The 19,109-nt window shown below is 40.7% G+C and carries 18 protein-coding genes; 2 read left to right on the top strand and 16 right to left on the bottom strand.

The window, feature by feature from the left end:
* Positions 1 to 2: 2 nt before the first annotated feature.
* Both DWX96_RS01085 and DWX96_RS01080 read right to left on the bottom strand, forming a co-directional pair.
* Complete coding sequence (locus tag DWX96_RS01085; RefSeq protein WP_118056586.1) at positions 3 to 665, bottom strand: hypothetical protein; 663 nt, start codon at positions 663 to 665, stop codon at positions 3 to 5.
* Positions 666 to 755: 90 nt separating this feature from the next.
* Positions 756 to 1,589, bottom strand: a complete 834-nt coding sequence (locus DWX96_RS01080) for a deoxyribonuclease IV (protein ID WP_118056587.1) — start codon at positions 1,587 to 1,589, stop codon at positions 756 to 758.
* A 677-nt stretch (positions 1,590 to 2,266) separates the two neighbouring features.
* Here DWX96_RS01080 and DWX96_RS01075 point away from each other — a divergent pair.
* Complete coding sequence (locus tag DWX96_RS01075; RefSeq protein WP_117699060.1) at positions 2,267 to 2,719, top strand: metallophosphoesterase family protein; 453 nt, start codon at positions 2,267 to 2,269, stop codon at positions 2,717 to 2,719.
* Between the two features lie 78 nt (positions 2,720 to 2,797).
* Here the strand turns inward: DWX96_RS01075 and DWX96_RS01070 are convergent, their stop codons facing one another.
* From DWX96_RS01070 to DWX96_RS14710, 3 genes are all read right to left on the bottom strand, one after another.
* The gene (locus tag DWX96_RS01070) at positions 2,798 to 3,745 is read right to left on the bottom strand and encodes a tRNA dihydrouridine synthase (protein ID WP_118056588.1); all 948 of its coding nucleotides are present in this window, start codon (positions 3,743 to 3,745) and stop codon (positions 2,798 to 2,800) included.
* A 200-nt stretch (positions 3,746 to 3,945) separates the two neighbouring features.
* Positions 3,946 to 4,038, bottom strand: coding sequence for an MscL family protein (locus DWX96_RS14775; RefSeq protein ID WP_330408422.1), 93 nt, complete (start codon positions 4,036 to 4,038; stop codon positions 3,946 to 3,948).
* Between the two features lie 20 nt (positions 4,039 to 4,058).
* Positions 4,059 to 4,187 carry a hypothetical protein gene (locus DWX96_RS14710; protein ID WP_256385586.1) on the bottom strand — a complete coding sequence of 43 codons (129 nt, stop codon included), beginning with the start codon at positions 4,185 to 4,187 and terminating at the stop codon, positions 4,059 to 4,061.
* A 357-nt stretch (positions 4,188 to 4,544) separates the two neighbouring features.
* Between DWX96_RS14710 and DWX96_RS01060 the strand changes: the two genes are divergently transcribed.
* Positions 4,545 to 6,191 (top strand): SulP family inorganic anion transporter, encoded by a 1,647-nt coding sequence (locus DWX96_RS01060; RefSeq protein WP_118056589.1) that lies wholly within the window; start codon positions 4,545 to 4,547, stop codon positions 6,189 to 6,191.
* A gap of 144 nt (positions 6,192 to 6,335) precedes the next feature.
* On the opposite strand, the gene DWX96_RS01055 is transcribed toward DWX96_RS01060, so the two are convergent.
* From DWX96_RS01055 to DWX96_RS01005, 11 genes are all read right to left on the bottom strand, one after another.
* A complete protein-coding gene (locus tag DWX96_RS01055; protein ID WP_118056590.1) occupies positions 6,336 to 7,691 on the bottom strand; it encodes a sodium-dependent transporter in 1,356 nt (451 codons plus the stop codon).
* A 78-nt stretch (positions 7,692 to 7,769) separates the two neighbouring features.
* Positions 7,770 to 9,215 carry an alanine/glycine:cation symporter family protein gene (locus DWX96_RS01050; RefSeq protein WP_118056591.1) on the bottom strand — a complete coding sequence of 482 codons (1,446 nt, stop codon included), beginning with the start codon at positions 9,213 to 9,215 and terminating at the stop codon, positions 7,770 to 7,772.
* A gap of 57 nt (positions 9,216 to 9,272) precedes the next feature.
* Positions 9,273 to 9,653 carry a DUF4186 domain-containing protein gene (locus DWX96_RS01045; protein ID WP_118056592.1) on the bottom strand — a complete coding sequence of 127 codons (381 nt, stop codon included), beginning with the start codon at positions 9,651 to 9,653 and terminating at the stop codon, positions 9,273 to 9,275.
* Between the two features lie 35 nt (positions 9,654 to 9,688).
* The gene (gene abc-f / locus DWX96_RS01040; RefSeq protein WP_117841348.1) at positions 9,689 to 11,197 is read right to left on the bottom strand and encodes a ribosomal protection-like ABC-F family protein; all 1,509 of its coding nucleotides are present in this window, start codon (positions 11,195 to 11,197) and stop codon (positions 9,689 to 9,691) included.
* A gap of 273 nt (positions 11,198 to 11,470) precedes the next feature.
* Complete coding sequence (locus tag DWX96_RS01035; RefSeq protein WP_118056593.1) at positions 11,471 to 12,481, bottom strand: hypothetical protein; 1,011 nt, start codon at positions 12,479 to 12,481, stop codon at positions 11,471 to 11,473.
* A 38-nt stretch (positions 12,482 to 12,519) separates the two neighbouring features.
* Positions 12,520 to 13,365, bottom strand: coding sequence for a GIY-YIG nuclease family protein (locus DWX96_RS01030; RefSeq protein ID WP_242988679.1), 846 nt, complete (start codon positions 13,363 to 13,365; stop codon positions 12,520 to 12,522).
* Between the two features lie 195 nt (positions 13,366 to 13,560).
* Positions 13,561 to 14,811: a 23S rRNA (uracil(1939)-C(5))-methyltransferase RlmD gene (gene rlmD, locus DWX96_RS01025; protein WP_118056595.1), complete on the bottom strand. Its 1,251-nt coding sequence runs from the start codon at positions 14,809 to 14,811 to the stop codon at positions 13,561 to 13,563.
* 244 nt (positions 14,812 to 15,055) lie between these two features.
* Complete coding sequence (locus tag DWX96_RS01020; RefSeq protein WP_278336299.1) at positions 15,056 to 15,343, bottom strand: zinc ribbon domain-containing protein; 288 nt, start codon at positions 15,341 to 15,343, stop codon at positions 15,056 to 15,058.
* 175 nt (positions 15,344 to 15,518) lie between these two features.
* The gene (locus DWX96_RS01015; protein ID WP_118056596.1) at positions 15,519 to 16,811 is read right to left on the bottom strand and encodes an ATP-binding protein; all 1,293 of its coding nucleotides are present in this window, start codon (positions 16,809 to 16,811) and stop codon (positions 15,519 to 15,521) included.
* A 135-nt stretch (positions 16,812 to 16,946) separates the two neighbouring features.
* Positions 16,947 to 18,146 (bottom strand): class I SAM-dependent rRNA methyltransferase, encoded by a 1,200-nt coding sequence (locus DWX96_RS01010; RefSeq protein ID WP_118056597.1) that lies wholly within the window; start codon positions 18,144 to 18,146, stop codon positions 16,947 to 16,949.
* 1 nt (position 18,147) lies between these two features.
* Positions 18,148 to 19,101: a DMT family transporter gene (locus DWX96_RS01005; protein WP_118056598.1), complete on the bottom strand. Its 954-nt coding sequence runs from the start codon at positions 19,099 to 19,101 to the stop codon at positions 18,148 to 18,150.
* Positions 19,102 to 19,109 lie beyond the last annotated feature (8 nt).

Below are 19,109 nucleotides of genomic sequence, written 5' to 3'. Positions count from 1 at the left end.
TCTCAAGAAAGAGAGTCTAAGTAACTGCCTATCAGATTTGCCATCTGGACATATTCTGCGGATGTACCACCTGCTGTATAGTTGGCACAACTGTCCACATACTGGTCAGCCGCAGCATTTGCTCCGATGTAAATGCTTTTATCAGCAACTTTTCCTGCAACGGAATTTTCTCCCTGGAACAGGTCTTTTAATTCCTTCTTATCTGCATTTTTCAGAGTTTCCTCATCTATTACAAGTTTTCCATTACTGTCTACGGTAATACCGACCTTCTGTAACGCTTCACTCTGACCGGAAATAATGCTTTTTAATTCCTTGCTGTAATTTGCAGATTTGTCTGTATCAAGGTCTGACAGACTTTCTAAAAGACTGTTATAATCTCCGGTAAAACGCTCTATCAGTGAAATCAAACCGGAATAATCTCCGCTTTCTTCTGCCTTGTCAAAAATGGAATCCTCTCCTGTTTCACTTAATACTGCTGCACTTGCTTTGAGTGAGGATGCAGACTTCTTGACACTGTCATATTCTTCACTCTTTTTCCCGGTTGTCTTGCTGCTCTTCTCTGTCTCACTGCTCTTTTTTAACAGGTCCACCACTTTTGTATCATTGTCTGTGTCCGTATTCAGTGAACTCATCAAAAGGCTGTTATTTCCTGTTACACGAATCATGTTTCTCCTCCTAATTTTAAGACAAAATTGCCTCCATGCCGTCTTATACCTGATATATCGTTCTTTTTTCCGAAAAACTTAACCTTTAAGCTAATCCTTTCTTGCCGCTTTTAACATGGCAATCTCTCTGGCATAGCCTTCTAAATCATTCGGTGTTTCAAGGTAAAACGGCAGTTTTTTCAATGCCGGATGGTTGATTATCCGCACAATGGCATCCATGGTCAGATTGCCTGCGCCCAGACATTCATGACGGTCTTTATGGCTGCCCAGTACATTTTTCGAATCATTCAAATGAATGGCACACAGCTTATCCAGTCCGATAATGCGGTCAAATTCTTCTAATACTTCCTCTAAATGTCCGCTGATATCATAGCCACCATCAAAAACATGGCAGGTATCCAGACAGACTCCCACTTTCTCCGGATATTTTACCCTGCTTAAAATCTCCTGCAGTTCTTCAAAGTTTCTTCCTACTTCTGTTCCTTTTCCAGCCATGGTCTCAAGCAGCACTGTTGTTTTCTGCTCCTGCCACATGATTTCATTTAAGACTCCTGCAATCTTTTCAATTCCAACTTCCGCTCCCTGCTGCACATGGCTGCCAGGATGAAAATTATATTTGCAGTCCGGTATCTCCTCTAAACGCCGCAAATCATCCGCCATGGTCTCTCTGGCAAACTCCTGTACCCGCTCATCTTTGCCGCAGGCATTTATCGTATAGGGTGCATGGGCAAGAATCTGCCCGATGCCATGCTCCACAGCATACTGCTGATATGCCGCTATATCTTTCACATCTAAATCCTTCGCTTTGCCGCCTCTTGGATTTCTGGTAAAAAACTGAAATGTATTGGCTCCGATTTCCTCTGCCTGCTTTGCCATAGCGAGGAAGCCTTTTGATGATGATAAATGGCAACCGATTCGAAACATATTTTTCTCCTTTTTCCTTTTCCTACGTTCACTTAATGTTACGTCATAATAACTATTCTATCTTTTTCATCCGTGTCAGTCCGTCCATTGAAGTCAGATGCACCTCGCTGGTACATCCCTGTACCAGCGTTGCAAGATTTTCTCCAAAATTCCAAGTGCCTCTAACAGACTTTTGTTATGCATCTTCCTTTACCAGACCGGCTGGCATGGGTTCCAAAAATTATAATGACTCTAAAAATTCTAATTATCTCGTGGTTCGGTGATTGGGAAATGGGAAAACTATTTTCCGTTGCTTTGACGAAAGGGCTGAACAGTTCGTCGGAATGCGGATGCCTTATGAGGATTGTTAGGGGCTCTTAGAATTTCGTCCTGCAACAGGCAATGCCGGCACAGGGACGTGCCGGCAAGGCGCAATTGAGCAAGGATGCGAATTTGCGCCAGTTGCCAGATAAAAGGATATCTACTTCGAAATTCTTAGTGCCCCTTTCAAGCATCAAGTGGTATCCGTCTCCGACGGACAGTGCAGTACTTCCTCAAAACAATGATATGTCTTTTCCCCTCTCCCAATCACCGGACACTTGTTATTTCATTATAACCGTTATAAAATGAAAAAGTAACCCCAAACCAGCAATCCCGCCCTCGCAATTTAATAGGACACATACAAAAAGGTACATTTTATGAAAATTGGAATTTTATCAGATACACATGGTGTATTAAAGGATACATTTTTAGACGAGCTGCAAAGCTGTGATTATCTTCTGCACGCAGGAGATATTGGAAGTCTCAAATGTTATGAAACTTTAAAAGAACTGCATGTTCCGCTTTATATTATCAAGGGGAACTGCGACAAAGGCGAATGGACGAAATATCTGCCGGAGACTCTGGCGGCTCCCATTGGTGGGAAGATTTTCTATCTCATCCATAAGAAAAGCGATTTGCCTTATCCACAACCGGAAGCAGATTTTATTATTACCGGGCATACCCACCATTATGAAGTAAGCAAAAGGGGAACCACTACTTTCATCAATCCGGGCAGTGCCGGTCGAAGCCGCAGTGGTTCCTCCTGTACTATCGCTATTCTGACTTTGGATGGGGACGATGTTTCTATTTCACCCATTTATACCGAATAGCAATTTATATCGTGTGATAATTTTTATTGCATATCAATTGATATTACATCATGATTCTATGTCATTTGACTCTTTCGGTTATTTTCCAGCACCAGTTGAAAATATCTCTGAAACAGCAGCCTGGTATTCTATCAGGCTGTTTGCTTTCTTTATCTTCTTCAACGGTTTTTCAATTCCGGTAAACTGTGTGCCAAGATAAAACCACAATTCTTTCATTTTAAAGAGGACATTTTTCTCCCCGGACATTTCTTCCTGATAGCCGGCAACCAGCTTATTGTGAAATGTATAAAGCCGCTTTAATTCAGCAGCCCTGTCTATTGTGCTACCGGAGCGGATTTTCTCTATGAGTGCCGGGTCTCTTATAACACCACGCCCTAACATAATGGCATCTATCGTTGGAAAACGTTCTGTAAACCGCTCATAATCTTCCACTGTAAAAATATCTCCATTGTAAACCAGCGGATTCCTGCTGTACTCCAGTGCATACTCTACCATCGTCCAATCCGGCTTATTTTTATAATAATCTTCTCTGACACGGGGATGTAAAATCAGCTCCTTTATCGGGAAACGATTGTATATTTTTAAAATGCCTTCAAATTCATCCGGATATTCCATGCCAAGTCTTGTCTTAATGGAAATCTCTGCATCCGTCTTTTCAAACATTTCATCCAGGAAATGAAGCAAGGCTCTTTCATCATCTAAAAGTCCGGCACCTCTTCCCTTCGATACTACCGTTCCGGAAGGGCATCCGGCGTTGATATTAATTTCCTGATAGCCAAATGCTTTCAGCTCTTCTGCAATTGCTGCCACATCTTCTCCGCTCTTTGACAGCACCTGTGGCACGGTATACATGCCAGCATTATGCTCTGGGATTAAATCATTTCTTTCTCTGGCATTGAAGCTTCGCTTCGTATGTGGAGCTAAAAATGGTGTAAAATATTTGTCGGCATCTTCATAGCATGCATGGTAAGCCTGCCGGTATACATATCCTGTAATTCCCTCTAAGGGAGCTAAATATAGTTTCATTGGTACATCCTGTTTTTTATTTCATTTTTCAATTCTGTTTTCAAATTCTGCTTTTTATCTTACCCTTCGATTTCAAGCATGCTTGTACAATGTGGACAGCGTGTTGCTTCCAGTGGAATAAACCAGTTACTGAAATCCAGTCTTCCAACTACAAGACTAAGAATCGGCATAATTACATTGTCTACCAGCGAGCTTACCAGTTAATTAAAAGCACCACCGATAATCTCACCGACTGCAAGGTCTAACATATTTCCTCTTACTGCAAACTTCTTAAACTCTTTCCACATCTTCATTCTCCTTTGTTCCTGGCACACTATTTAGCAGTTCTTCCTTCTGCTTTTCCATTGGACATATAATGCATATAGTAACTCTTCAAATCATTTCCAAAGGCTGCCTTTATATCACCATTGTTACTAATATAATAATTATAATCAAAAACCATACTATAGTCTACTCCATTATGTAAACTTCTGATTTTTGATATCCTCTTTTGCCATCGTTATAAAAGTTTCCCTCTCATGCATTGCTCTTCCTCCTTTCACTTGCTAGACGGATGAAAAATGGATGAGGTTTTAAAATTTCCAAAAAAATTTTATTTTTTCAAATTTGTTGACCAAATGGCTGAAACTTGGATTTTGTCATTGAAATAAGACTATAAGAGTGCTAAACTTTTGAATTGCGTGTTTAGTGGGGGAAAGTGAAGTTTTCGCTGTATTCTGGAATATCTGTGCAGATATCCTGACAAAACAGAAATTTCATCTTCCACTATAAACAAAGGAACAAATGAGGAGATTTTATTATGAACGAACTACGACCAAAGCTCTTTGATGTGATGAAGGGCTACACGAAGGAGCAGCTGATGAAGGATATCATTTCCGGTATCATTGTTGCCATCATCGCTCTGCCACTATCGATTGCCCTTGCGATTGCATCCGGTGTTGGTCCGGAACAGGGGCTTTATACTGCAATTATCGCAGGATTTTTTATTTCATTCTTTGGCGGAAGCCGTGTACAGATTGGCGGTCCGACTGCCGCTTTCGTTGTTATCATCTATGGCATCGTTGCAGAGTATGGAACCGACGGTCTGATTGTTGCTACCATTCTTGCCGGTATTATCTTAGTAATTATGGGAATCTGCCGTTTTGGCTCCCTGATTAAATACATTCCCTATACCATTACCACCGGATTTACCTGTGGAATCGCAGTTACTTTATTTGTAGGACAGTTAAAGGATTTCTTCGGTATGGATATTGCCTCTGTTCCTTCTGAATTCTTAGATAAAGTAATTGTATATGCAAAAAATATCCGCTCCATCAACCTGACTGCAACCCTGATTGGCATTGCGGCTGTTGCAATTATGCTGCTCTGGCCGAAGGTTACCGATAAGATTCCGGGGTCTCTGATTGCGATTATCGTAACAACAGCAGTGGTTTATTTTGCCAAGCTTCCGGTCAATACCATCGGAAGTGTTTACGGGGAATTAAATTCTGCATTTCCAGGTTTTCATGTTCCATCCCTTTCCATGAAGCTGGTACAGGAAATGTTGTCCCCGGCATTTACCATTGCAATCTTAGCTGGAATTGAGTCCTTACTGTCTGCTGTTGTTTCCGATGGTATGATTGGCGATACCCATAAATCCAATGCTGAGTTAGTGGGACAGGGGCTTGGAAATATTTTCTCCGGTCTCTTCGGCGGAATTCCTGCCACCGGAGCCATTGCCAGAACTGCTGCCAATGTCCGAAACGGTGGACGTACTCCGATTGCCGGAATCACCCACTGCATCACTTTAACCATTATTCTTCTGGTGTTGATGCCGCTGGCTGCACTGATTCCTATGACAACACTGGCTGCCGTACTTTTAGTAGTTGCCGCTAACATGGCAGACTGGTCCTCTTTCTTCCGCCTTTGTAAGATGGCACCTAAGAGTGACATCATCGTTCTGGTTGCAACCTTTTTCTTAACAGTATTTTTCGACCTTGTGGTTGCCATCGAAATCGATGTTGTATTAGCAGCTCTGCTCTTTATGAAACGTATGGCAGAAACAGCTGATATCAAAGCATGGAAATACACAGATTCTCCTGACATTACACCGGGTGAAGCGGAAAAACTGCGTGACATCCCGCATTCCATCAGTGTTTTTGAAATCTGCGGTCCGATGTTTTTCGCCGCAGCAGACCAGATTCTTAATATCAACAGTAACCATCATACGAAGGTTGTTGTCATCCGTATGCGTAGCGTTCCTGCCATTGATGCCAGCGCAATGCGTTCTCTCCATGAGCTTGCCAACCGTGCAAAACGCAAAAATATCACGCTGGTATTCTCCCATGTCAATGAGCAGCCAATGCGCGTGATGGAAAAAGATGGTTTTATTGAATTAGTTGGAAAAGAAAATTTCCATCACAATATTGTGGATGCACTGGATTATGCAGAAGCACTGGTAAAATAAAATTTGAGAATAAAGAATGTGCCCTGGCACCTTCTTGCGCCTGCGGCGGTCGCTTGCGACATCTACCTTATACGCCGCAGTGCACACTTTATTTTTAATGATGCAATCGCATATGCTTCCTGTAATTACAATCTTTTTCCTCTTTTATAACAATCCCTGAATCAAAATAAACAGAATCAGTATCGGAAGGATAAACTGGAAATATGGCTTTAATCTTCTTGCAATCTTAATGCCTTTTCCGGTATTTGCTTCCTCTAAGTAGTTGTCAAATCCCCAGCCCCACTTCGTCACACAGAACAGCAGGTAAACAAGAGAACCGATTGGCAGCAGCAGGTTACTTACAATAAAATCCTCGCTGTCCAGCACATCCCTTCCGCCAATCAGATGGAGATTGCTCCACACATTGTATCCTAAAACACATGGCAGACTGGCAATAAGAATAATGATTCCATTTACCAGTGCCGCTTTGTTGCGTTTCCAGCCAAACATATCCATGCAGAAGGACATGATATTTTCAAATACGGCAATTACCGTAGAAAAGCTTGCAAATGTCATGAACAGGAAGAACAGTGCGCCCCAGATTCTGCCGCCACCCATATTTACAAAGACATTTGGCAGTGTCACAAAGATAAGGCTTGGTCCTACGCCTACTTCCACGCCATAGCTGAAGCATGCCGGAAAAATAATCAATCCTGCCATAATCGCCACAAAGGTATCCAGTGCACAGATACGTACTCCTTCTCCTGCCAGCGTATGGTCTTTTCCCATATAGCTTCCGAAAATCTCCATTGCTGCCACGCCAAGGCTCAAAGTAAAGAATGCCTGATTCATGGCAGAGGTTATTACATTTTTCAAACCGACTTCCCGGACACTGTCCATATTTGGCACCAGATAGAACTTTAATCCCTCGCCGGCTCCGGAAAGTGTCAGGCTGTGTACTGCAAGGACAATAATCAGTATCAGCAATGCACTCATCATAACTTTACTGATTTTTTCCAATCCGTTCTGCAAGCCGCGGCTACATACAAAGAATCCAACCACAACAGTCAGTATCATCCAGAATGCCATCTGTTTGGGATCTGCCAAAAGATTGCTGAACACAGCTCCGGTCTGCTCGACATCCATTCCCGGGGTAAATTCACCTTTTACAAACTTATAGAAATAAGTTACCATCCAGCCGGAAACCGTTGTATAATACATCATCAGCATATAACAGCCGAAAATTGCCACCCAGCCATGAATATGCCATTTACTCTTTGGCTTCTCCAACGCCTTATATCCTAAAACTGCACTTTTTCTGCTGGCTCTTCCGACTGCTAATTCCATTGTCAGTACCGGAAGCCCCATGGCAATCAGGAATATAAGATAGAACAGTACAAAGATTCCTCCGCCATTCTGTCCTGCCACATACGGAAATCTCCACACATTTCCAATTCCGATTGCGCATCCTGCGCTTACCAGTATAAATCCCAGACGGGACTTAAATGATTCACGACCCATATCTATAAATTTCTCCTTTTGTAGTTTTCTCCCTAGTATAACATGGAATCACCGGTTTTGATAACTACTTCTTTTTTATTACTTTTCTTTTTCTAAAAAGATAATTCCCGGTGCCGGATTTTGATTACTGTCTTTTTCTGTCTTTTTCTCTTTCTCATACTCCGACAGTGCCTTCAATGCCTGTCCCCCCATAAGATACAGCATTCCGATATTAAATATCGTCATCAGTCCGATTCCCACATCGCCTAAATCCCATACGAAGGTATAGGTTGCAATTCCGCCGATAAAAAGCATAATCAGTGCAACGACTTTATAAAGGGTCTGCCAGATCCATTTATCTCCAAATAAATATGCCACATTGCTTCTGGCATAAAACAATATTCCAAGAAATGTGGAAAAGCTGAACAGAAATAAGGTCAGTGCAATAAAGATAACTCCGAATCTGCCCAGATGATACTGCATGGTGGACTGCAGCAAATCCATACCAGCTTTTCCTGCAATTATCTTTTCCGGTGCAATAAGCATAATCATAGCGGTACAACTGCAAATGATAATCGTATCGATAAATACGCCCAATGCCTGTGTCAGTCCCGCACGTACCGGATTATCGCATTCCGCTGCTGCCGCTGCACAAGGTGCAGAACCGGAACCTGCTTCATTAGAAAACAGTCCTCTCTTAACTCCATTCATAAGCACTGCTCCAAATCCACCGGATACTACCTGCCGGATACCAAATGCCTCTTCAAAAATCCTGCCAAATACGCCCGGAATACTGCGGAAATTTACGATAATAATAAATAATGTAATAAAGAAATAGCACACTGCCATAATCGGTACTATCATATCCAATACTTTTACAGTTGCATTTTTCCGCAATACAATCACCGCCGCAACTGCCACCAGTACAATTGTTGTATACAAAGGTGGAATATGAAATGCATTTTCAAAAGAAGATACCACCGAATTACTGATTACCTGGCTGATTCCACACCAGCAAATCAGACCGGATATGGCAAATAACACTGCCATCAGCACATGTTTTTTCTTCTTTCCAAGCTTTTCTTCAAAAAAATGATGGATATAATATGCCGGACCACCGCGGTAACCGCCATACAGCGGATCTTTTTCCTTATGCAGCTGTGCCAGAGTTGCTTCAATAAACGCTGTAGCAGAACCGATCAGCGCTGTAATCCACATCCAGAATACCGCTCCGGCTCCACCTGCCGACACTGCTGCAACTACACCTACCAGATTTCCCATTCCCACACGGGTTGCCGTGGACACAATCAGCGTCTGAAAAGTTGACAGACTGTCTTTATGCTCCTTCTTTGCTACCAGTGCCCGCACCATATCCGGGAACAGTCTTATCTGTAAAAACTTTGTCCGAATCGTAAAATAAATTCCTGTCGGAATCAACAGAATAATCAGCAGTGAAATGCCAAGACTTCCTCCCCCCGGAAGCGGAATTTTAATCCAGTCTCCCCATAAAAATGAATACACTTTTTCAATAATTGAAACTACCATTATAAAATACCTTTCTCTCTTCGTAATAACCTTATTGTGGTATTTTAACATTTAATTTCACATTTGGCTATCATAATGTGACAACTCTTTTTCTATCCAGGTCATAATCACATCCACCAGATAAGCCTGCTGCACCTGACTCAGTTCTTTCCCCGGCTGTATCTTGTGCCACTTCCGAATACACTCCCGGCAGCAGGTTGCCGTTGCATGCTGGGCGACAAAAACCGGATGTCCCCGCATGGGCGTCTGCTTTCCATCGTTTGGAATTACTGCCGGTGCCTCCCTTTTGGCAATAAAATCCCTGGCATGCTCCCGGATTACATCCAGTCCTTTTTCCTTTATATATGCAATATCTTTTTGTTTTAAATGAAAGCTGCTTCTGAATTTAGAGGCTGATAAATGTTCAAAAAGCTGCCGGTACCATTCTTCTTTGGTCATATGGTGGGTCCTCTTTTCTAAACTATAGTTACATTTTACAACCAGACTGTTTTCGTTGCAATCTTCTCCCGAAACCGCACATCATGGTCTACCACCAACATAGTTGGCTGATATTTAAGAATCAGATTTTCAAGCTGCATTCTTGAAAAAACATCAATATAATTCAGCGGTTCATCCCAGATATACAAATGCGCCGGTTTCAAAAGGCTGGCTGCAATCACTACCTTTTTCTTCTGTCCTTCGGAATATTCTTCCAGCTTTTTGACAAATTGTTCCCGTCCGATATCAAGCTGCCGCAAAATACTGCAAAGCAGACTTTCCTCTAACTGGTGCTCCATGCAAAAAGAGTGCACGGTTCCTCTAAGATGCGAAGTGTCCTGATTGATATAAGAAATCTCTATTCCGGACGCAATTCTTAAATCTCCCTGTTCCAAAAAATTTTCTTTTTCTCCTAAAATTGCTTTTATCAGGCTGGTCTTTCCGCTTCCATTTTTTCCACTGATAAATAAACGGTCTCCGTTTCTGATTTCAAAGGTCTGGTTTTCAAACAGCATTTTATCGGCATCTTGATACCGCAAACCATACTGATATGCCGACACCAGTACTTCTTTATGATGTGTCAGGGGATTCAGTTTCAAATCAATGGGCTGTTCTAAATCCACCAGCAATCCCTCTTTTTCCGCAATCTCAGTCTGTATCCGCTGCTCCATCTGCTTTACTCTTGCCTGCATTTTCTTGGTTTTCGAACCGATATATGCCCGGGTGCTGATGCTCCGGTCATTTTCCTTTATGGGGTCAAAACCGATTTTGCTGTTCTCGCTCCTTTCCGACCAGTTGCGCACTCTCTTTGCTGCTTCGTTGAGCTTACTTATTTCCTTTTTATGCTTTTCATTTTCCGCTACTGCAAAATTGTCTTTCTTCTCTTTATTTTCCCACCAGGAGGAAAAGTTGCCCGCCTGCACCTCAATGGTACTGCGATTCAGCACCAGCACATGGTCTACGCAGGCATCCAGTAAATCCCTGTCATGGGAAACAAGGATAAAGCCCTTTTTCGATGCAAGATACTGTTTTACCATTTCCCGGCTCCCATCATCCAGATGATTGGTGGGTTCGTCTATCAGCAGGAAATCATTTCCTTGCGAAAACAGGACTGCCAACATAACTTTGGTCTGCTCTCCAAAGCTTAGTGTTTTCCATGGCCGATACATGATTTCTGCATCTGCCTGCAGCTTCGAAAGCTCCGCATAAACTCTCCACAATTCAAGATTTGCCTTGAATTCTTCTACAAATTCCGCCGCCGGAAATTCCCATTTTTCCTCTGAAATATCATATGGGAAATAATCAAAAACGGCATTCGAAGTAATAGAACCGGTATATTCATATTTTCCCATCAGTAAATTTAAAAACGTGGATTTTCCTTTTCCATTTCTTCCGATAAATCCAAGTTTCCAGTCCGTATCAATAGAGAAAGAAACATTTTCGAAAATATTATCAAAGCTTCCCTCATATGCAAATGTTAAATGATTTACTCTAATCTGTGACATATAGCCTCCTATCTGTCACCAAATAGTGGTTACGTTCTGTCACCAGCAGTTTCTTATAATATGCTAATTAAGTGCAACAAAAAAGAGTGGTCATGAGAACATAATCCACTTTTGGCAACACGAAATAGCGGTACGATTACCGCAGTTAAAATCTTCATGCTCTCAAAAGTCAATTATTTTCTCATTGGACACTCTCCCTTCAAAATTAAATCTAGGGTTAGTATACGGCAGGGCGGGGTGATTGTCAATGCAAACTCTTAATGCTATTATAAACTAAACATGGTATGCTAATAATTTATATTTATTTAAAATATTTACAAGCATTACATATTCCTTATTTATCAAATCTCCCTCTCCCTTATCATTATCTTTCGGTTCTTTTTCTTTATTATATACTAAATATGCCTTATTCCCATTAATATATACTTGTTGCTCCCAGCAATTGTAATTATCATAATTAGTTAAATCCAACTTACTAATTTCGACAATATCTTTTTCAACAACTTTTTTCTTTTTTCTGTCTTTTTCCCCATCTTTAATCTTAATAAGTTCTTTTAATACCATATTTTGCATTTTTATAATTTTTTCATTTTCAGGAGAAAACACTAATTTATTTGACAATTTTTCTATTTTTTGTTGCAACAATTTACTTTCATATTCATAAAGCATATATTTATAAGAACCCGTTTGACCTCTTTCAGCATAGCGAAAAAAAAGAACACTACCGAACAACATTATTACCAGTATTATTACGCCCAGTATTACTAAAATGTTTTTCTCCTCACTTATCATACTATAAACAAATGACGCAATCACAGATATTATCAATGAGGACGCACATGTTACTATATATTCAAAAAATGCACTTTTTTCTTTCAAAAAATCGTAACGCTCATATAATCTTTCTATTTCCTCATTTTTTACTAATTTATCAACTTCCCCTCCTTCTTTATAATATAAATTAATAATTTGAAGTTGTCTTCTATAATATCCCTTTTCCTCCTTCCAATACAGCCTATATTTATCAATCGTTTTAAATAATGGATCATTACACTCATTTATATTGTGTAAAACTAGTTTTATACCAATGCAGGAAACAATAACAAAATACACTACCACCATTAGCATAGCGATAAGCAACGTTATCAGTACAACTACCGCCAAACTTTTACAAATCTTTTCTGGTACATATTGCCCTCTTTTCATAACAAAAATTCCACCTGCTATATCTGCTATTGAAATTAAAATAATTACCAGCCAGTAGTTCTTTTCCCATTTTCTCATAACTTTTTCCTCTCAATTCTGTATTTTTATAAACATTATTAATTCTGTTCCTCTTGCTCTATTATTTCTCCAAGTGTAATTCCAGTTTCTGTTTTCCACATTTTCTTTCCACTGGTACTGTTTCCTGTTACCACATCAGATGCTCCTGAAGATGATGAAAATAATTCATTCCTCAGAAATACACCATTTTTAATCGTCCCCTCAGAAATCAATTGTTTTCGTTTTTTCTTAGCCCATGATGGAGTAGACTTTGTATCACTTTCTCTTATTTTACTTCCTTTAAGAACTACATATCCTTCTACTGTTCTAATCATTTTAGCATTAACAGAGCCATTTTTTGTTTTAATATAAAAAACCTGTTTCTTTGACAAATCATCAGAACCCATGTCTTTCTTAATCAACGGTTCAAAAACCTTGTGCCCCATTCCAAACGTCAACACTGTAATATTATCAATAAAATCTTCCATTTCAGCCTGTTCATCAATTGCGATTGCTGCTGATGTCGGTTTCTGAGTATTCATTACAGTATATCTATCCACCTGAATTGCAATATCATATAAACGCCCCTCAAGATATTTTACATGTGCCTTATTAAAATGATCATCCTGGCTCACAAAAACAATAGCTTCACTCCAATAATCTTTCTTATCTTCATGATCCTTTAAACGAGTATATGCATCTTCTGTTTCTCCAATATATACCACCGGCCTTCCACTATCATCTTCATCCCCAAACAGCAAGTAAACTGCGGGTCTTTTCAATTCATTAATATAACTGCATTTTTTATATAAGGCTCTTGGTATTCGATATGCCTTTGTAATTCTACCTGCCAAAGTACAAATCCATCTTCCTGCAACATCTCCATCCATCATAAAGATTTTCAAGCTCTTTCCCCTAGCCATATCAGTCAGCTCCTCTCCTAATAAACACTCCATTAATCATTACATAATCTACTCCCTTGGAATATCTATAATAGCAATCCTATTTTGTAGTTATATTTCTATATAAAATAAATTAGATTTCCAAGTTAACATCTACTATTTAGCAATAGCTTCTTATGAATTTTTTTAACTAATTAATTACTTTTTAGTTGTTATCCTTGTCAGCAATACAATATTTTCTATATGATACGTCCACGGGAACATATCCACCGGCTGGCACCGCTCCACCCGGTAGCCATGGCTTATAAGATACTTCAGGTCCCGTGCCTGGGTGACTGGATTGCAGGAAATATAGACCACACGCTTTGGAGAAAGCTGCAGCAGTGAGGATAAGAATGCCTCATCACTTCCGGCACGAGGCGGATCCATGAATACCACATCGGCAGTTTCACCCTGTGCTGCCATCTTGACCATGAATTCTCCGGCGTCCTCATTGTAAAATGTGATATTTTTCATGTTATTGCGCTTCGCATTGGTCACTGCATCACGCACCGCATCACGGTTCACTTCCACACCAATGACAGAGCCGGCTTTTCCTGCTGCTGCCATGCCAATGGTACCAATGCCGCAATACGCGTCGATTACCTTTTCTTTTCCGGTCAATCCGGCAAACTCGATAGCTTTGCCATAAAGGATTTCTGTCTGCACCGGATTTATCTGGTAGAATGAGGATGGAGAAATGCGGAAACGGAGTCCACACAACTCGTCCTCGATAAATCCTTTTCCATAAATGGTAATATTCCGCTCTCCTAAGACAACACTGGTGCGCCGGTCGTTCACATTTACCACCACCGTTGTAACTTCCGGATGCTTTTCACGAAGTGCTTTTACAAAATTATTTTTTGACGGCAGAATTGGTGATGCCAGCACCAGAACAACCATAACTTCGCCGGTACGGAAACCTCTTCTTACCAGAACATGGCGTAGCAATCCATACCCGCTGTCCTCGTCATATACTTTTATTTTAAAGGAGCGAAGCATTCCACGAATATCATAAATGATGCCATCCGCAATCTTATCCTCAATCTGACATTCATCAATCTTTACCACCGAATGTGTTCCCTTCTGATATGCTCCGGAAATCACTGTTCCATTTTTCAGCCGCTGAAATGTAGCATTGACCTTGTTCCGATAATGAAATGGCTCCTGCATTCCGATAACCGGCTCCACTTTTCCAAAGCTGCCTAAAAGTTCTTTTACTTCCCGATGTTTCTTGTTGAGCTGCTTTTCATAATCCATTCCCTGATACTGGCAGCCGCCACATTTTTTTGCAAGATCACATTCTCCCGGTGGGCAGATGTGTTTTTCCGGACGTTCCGATTTCGAACCATGCTGCTTTTTTGCATTTTCCTTTTTTCTAAATTTATTGTTCTCTTCTGACTTTCTCATTTCCTGTACCGTTCCTTATTTTTCAAATACTATACTATTTTTTAGTTTAACGCATTTAGCAGCCTTTTTCTATGGTTATTGCAGAAATATTTTCATACCTAAATTTTCATAAATGAATTAAAATAAAATGCGAAATAATGACATCTGCTGAGCCTGCCACTGGCAGTTTCTTACGGATATACAAAACGTCGATACAGGCTGTACCGACGTTCCTTCAACACTTCACACTATTTAATTTTTGCAATCAAACTGCAATCATCTCTTTTTGTAAAGAAGTAATTCCGGATTTTCGCCATTTTCCTACCAGTGCATTTAATTTTTCAACCTTAGGAAGCCCGTCTATGTGAAGTTCATTTATTTCCTTTATTAGCTGTTGCTTAAACTCCTCAAACTCTCCATTGTCGCTAAGTTCATCATATTTTTTCCAATAATCTAACTTTGGGAGCATTTCTTTCATATATGCGCGCGCCTGCTCCTCTGTAAAATCATCGCTTACCATGTTTTTAACGCATATGTCGATTAATTCATCCATATCGTTATAGGTATATGTTCCGTCGGCTCATTCTGGGACATTCCTCTTTGTGTACGAAGTTCCAGAATAATATTTTTTGTCTCCATCGTTGCTACCTCCTTTATCCATATCATACCGGTAAATTCAGTTTTGGAAAAGCAACTTACTGTTGCTGTACGATAAGGCAACTAAAACTTTAGATGCAAAATACACTATATAGCGGAACTGATTTTATTCCTTTTGCCATCCCAAAATTTCTTGTTGAAATCCGGATTGCATACGAAGGATTATATTTTTCCATATAAACCATCATGCTTTTGGCTTTTACATGGTTACCAGCCTTACACTCTACCGGAATAACGTGACTTTCTTTTTGTATCAGGAAATCCACTTCCGCCGTATTATCAGACTCCCAATAATGAAGATCATAACCATTTGTTTTCAAAGCAATTGCAACATAGTTTTCTGTCAGTATGCCACGAAAATGCTCTGTTTCCATGCTTTGTAATGCTTCCAACGTCATTCCTATTCTTGCAGACATAATACCCATATCACTGTAATATAATTTGAATGCACTTACATCCTGATATGCCGCAACCGGATAAAATCCCTGACTGCACTTCATGCATTTATTCACAATTCCAGCCCGAATCAGCCAATCAATTGCATCTCCATATTGAGATGCCCGTGCTCCTGATTTTATCAGCTTGTATTGAAATTTTTTTGCATCTTTTGCCAACTGTGCCAGCAGGGAATCATACGCTTCAAAAATACGCACGGTGTCCGTCTGATTTGCATATTTTGTCATGTCTGCAATATAAGAATTTAACAGCATCTGACGAATTTCCGTCTGCTCCAATGGACTGTCTTTTGCAAGGTCTGCCTTTACTGCTGCCGGCATTCCTCCCACGATGCAATAATGATAAAATTCCTGCAAAGCTTCCTCGTGCAATATCTCATCTAACGGCTGATTATTTTCATAATGTTCCCGTATGGTATCCGAAAGCATCTGCTTTCCCTTAGCCCACAATACCTCTTCCAAATCCATCGGGTACATGGTAACCATCTGAACTTTTCCTACCGGAAATGAATATTTTTCACGGTTGACTGCTACACCCAGCAGACTTCCGGCAGCTATTACATGGTATTCCGGTGTCTCTTCTGAAAAATATTTTAAAGAAGTTAATGCTCTTTCACACATCTGTATCTCGTCAAAAATAATGAGCGTATTTTCCGGTACAATCTTTACCTGATAATATTTTTCTAATATGGCGATGATATAATCTGCATGAATATCTGTATCAAAATACTTCCCAATTCTTTCGTCCGTTTCAAAATTTACATAGACAGTATTTTTATAATATAATGCTCCAAATTCACGCATTTCAAACGTTTTTCCAACTTGTCTTGCACCATAAATAAGTAACGGCATTCTGCCTTTTTTCATATTTTTCCATTCATATAATTTAGCAGTTATTTTACGCTTCATATGTGTGCTCTCTCCCTTCTTCAAAATATCATCGTGTCTTTTAATGTATTATATTACATTTTTCCGTACAAATCAATGTGTTTTTACACACAAAAAAGTGGCAATCCACTTAGGACCTGCCACTTTCAAAAAATTTTACATCTCATCCACAACCTGGAACACATAGAACTTCAGATAATAGGATTCGTCCGCCGCCCAGAGAATCGGATGATCCGGTGCCTGGGTGCGGAATTCCACCTGACGCAGACGCTTGTGGACGCTGTGAGCCGCCTGTCCGATTGTCTTGGTAAACAACTCATACGTCATAAAATGGGAGCAGGAACAGGTTGCAAGAAATCCACCATTTTTCACAAGCTTCATGGCACGAAGATTAATCTCGCGATAGCCTTTGATGGCATTTTTAACAGAATTTCTGGACTTGGTAAATGCCGGTGGGTCTAAGATTACCACATCATACTTTTCGCCTGCTTCCTCTAATTCCGGCAGCAGTTCAAAGACATCCCTGCACAGGAATTTTACCGTGCCGGAAAGACCGTTCAATGCTGCATTTTCTTCTGCCTGATGTATGGCAAGTTCCGAAGCATCCACTCCGGTGACTTCTTTTGCTCCGGCAATTCCAGCATTTAATGCAAAGGAGCCGGTATGGGTAAAGCAGTCTAACACTCTTGCATCCTCACATAATTTCTGAATGGCAAGACGGTTGTATTTCTGATCTAAGAAAAATCCGGTCTTCTGACCATCCTTTACATCTACGATATAATGCACACCATTTTCTACAATTTCCACATTGGTATCAAATGTTTCTCCGATAAAGCCCTTCTTAAGCTCCATGCCTTCCTGCTTGCGGACTTTTGCATCACTCCGCTCATATACGCCGCGGATTGTAATGCCGTCCTCTGCCAAAATTTCCTTTAAACACTTTACAATAAGCTCTTTGTAACGGTCGATGCCAAGTGCTAAGGACTGCACTACCAGCACATCCGAAAACTTATCGATAACCAGTCCCGGCAGGAAATCTGCCTCTCCAAATACCACGCGACAGGATGAGGTGTCTACCGTCTTTTTCCGGTATTCCCATGCCTGCTGCAATCGTGTCCGGAAAAATGCTTCATCAATAACTGTATCTTCTTTTCTGCTGAAAAGGCGCACCCGGATTTTGGAATTGCGGTTGATAAATCCAATGCCCATCGGATATCCGTCAAAATCGTGTACCAGCACCAGATCTCCGTTTTCAAATGTTCCCATGACACTTTCTATTTCATTATCGAAAATCCACATGCCACCGGATTTTACCATTCTTCCTTCGCCTTTTTTCAATGTTACAACTGCACTCATGTTAGTCCTCCTTCGTAACCTCTTTCTTATAATTTACCACAAATATACCAATGCATACCAGTATCAGGGCAATCACACTTTTGATGCCTGCTGCCTGCTCTTTTTCTCCCAAAAGCCATGCAGAAAGAATCACACCAAACACCGGGTTCATAAATCCAAATACCGCTACACGGGAAATCGGATTGTATTTTAATAAAATGCCCCACAGCGTGTATGCGACGGCAGAAATGCATGCCATGTAAAACAGCAGTCCAAAGGATGACGCCGTAAATCCGCTCACCCGTCCACCTGCTGCAAAGCCGCACAATGCCATAATAATTCCACCCACCAGGAACTGGTATCCACTCAGCATGACAGGATTTTCGGATTTGGAATACCGCTTTAACAACACGGAAGAAAATGCATACGCTACCGTTGACAGGAAAATAAATCCTTCTCCGGTCACGCTCATATGAAAATCAAATCCGCTGCTTCCCATATTTACCAGTGCCACGCCTGCAAATCCAATGATACAGCCTGCTATTTTCCGCGCCGATAATTTTTCCTGATGGAATAAAAGACTTGCTACCAGAATTGCCACGAATACATTTAACGCTTCGATGATGGATGCTTTTACCCCGGAGGTGTGCGCCAGTCCGATATAGAAAAGCAGGTACTGTCCCACAGTCTGCAGACTGCTTAATTTAAAAACTTTTCCAAGAGAGCCCTTTGTCGGACGCAGAAACTGTCTGCTTCCGATACTTCCCAATAGTATTGTTAAAATTCCCGCCAGCGTAAACCGATAGCCGGCATACAGAATCTGGGACGCCACCTCATCCGATGCAATGTACATCATCTGATAGCCGATTTTAATACACGGAAATGCACTGCCCCACAACAGGCAGCACACCAGCGCTCCCAGCCAGACTACTATGGTTTTCTGCATGAATTTTTCTTTTGTTTCCATTTCTTTCATCCTTTTCT

Source organism: Roseburia sp. AF22-2LB, assembly GCF_003461125.1.
Classification (GTDB): domain Bacteria; phylum Bacillota; class Clostridia; order Lachnospirales; family Lachnospiraceae; genus Roseburia_C; species Roseburia_C amylophila.
The sequence above is the reverse complement of the archived record's forward strand: the minus strand, read 5'-3'. Positions and strand labels throughout refer to the sequence as shown.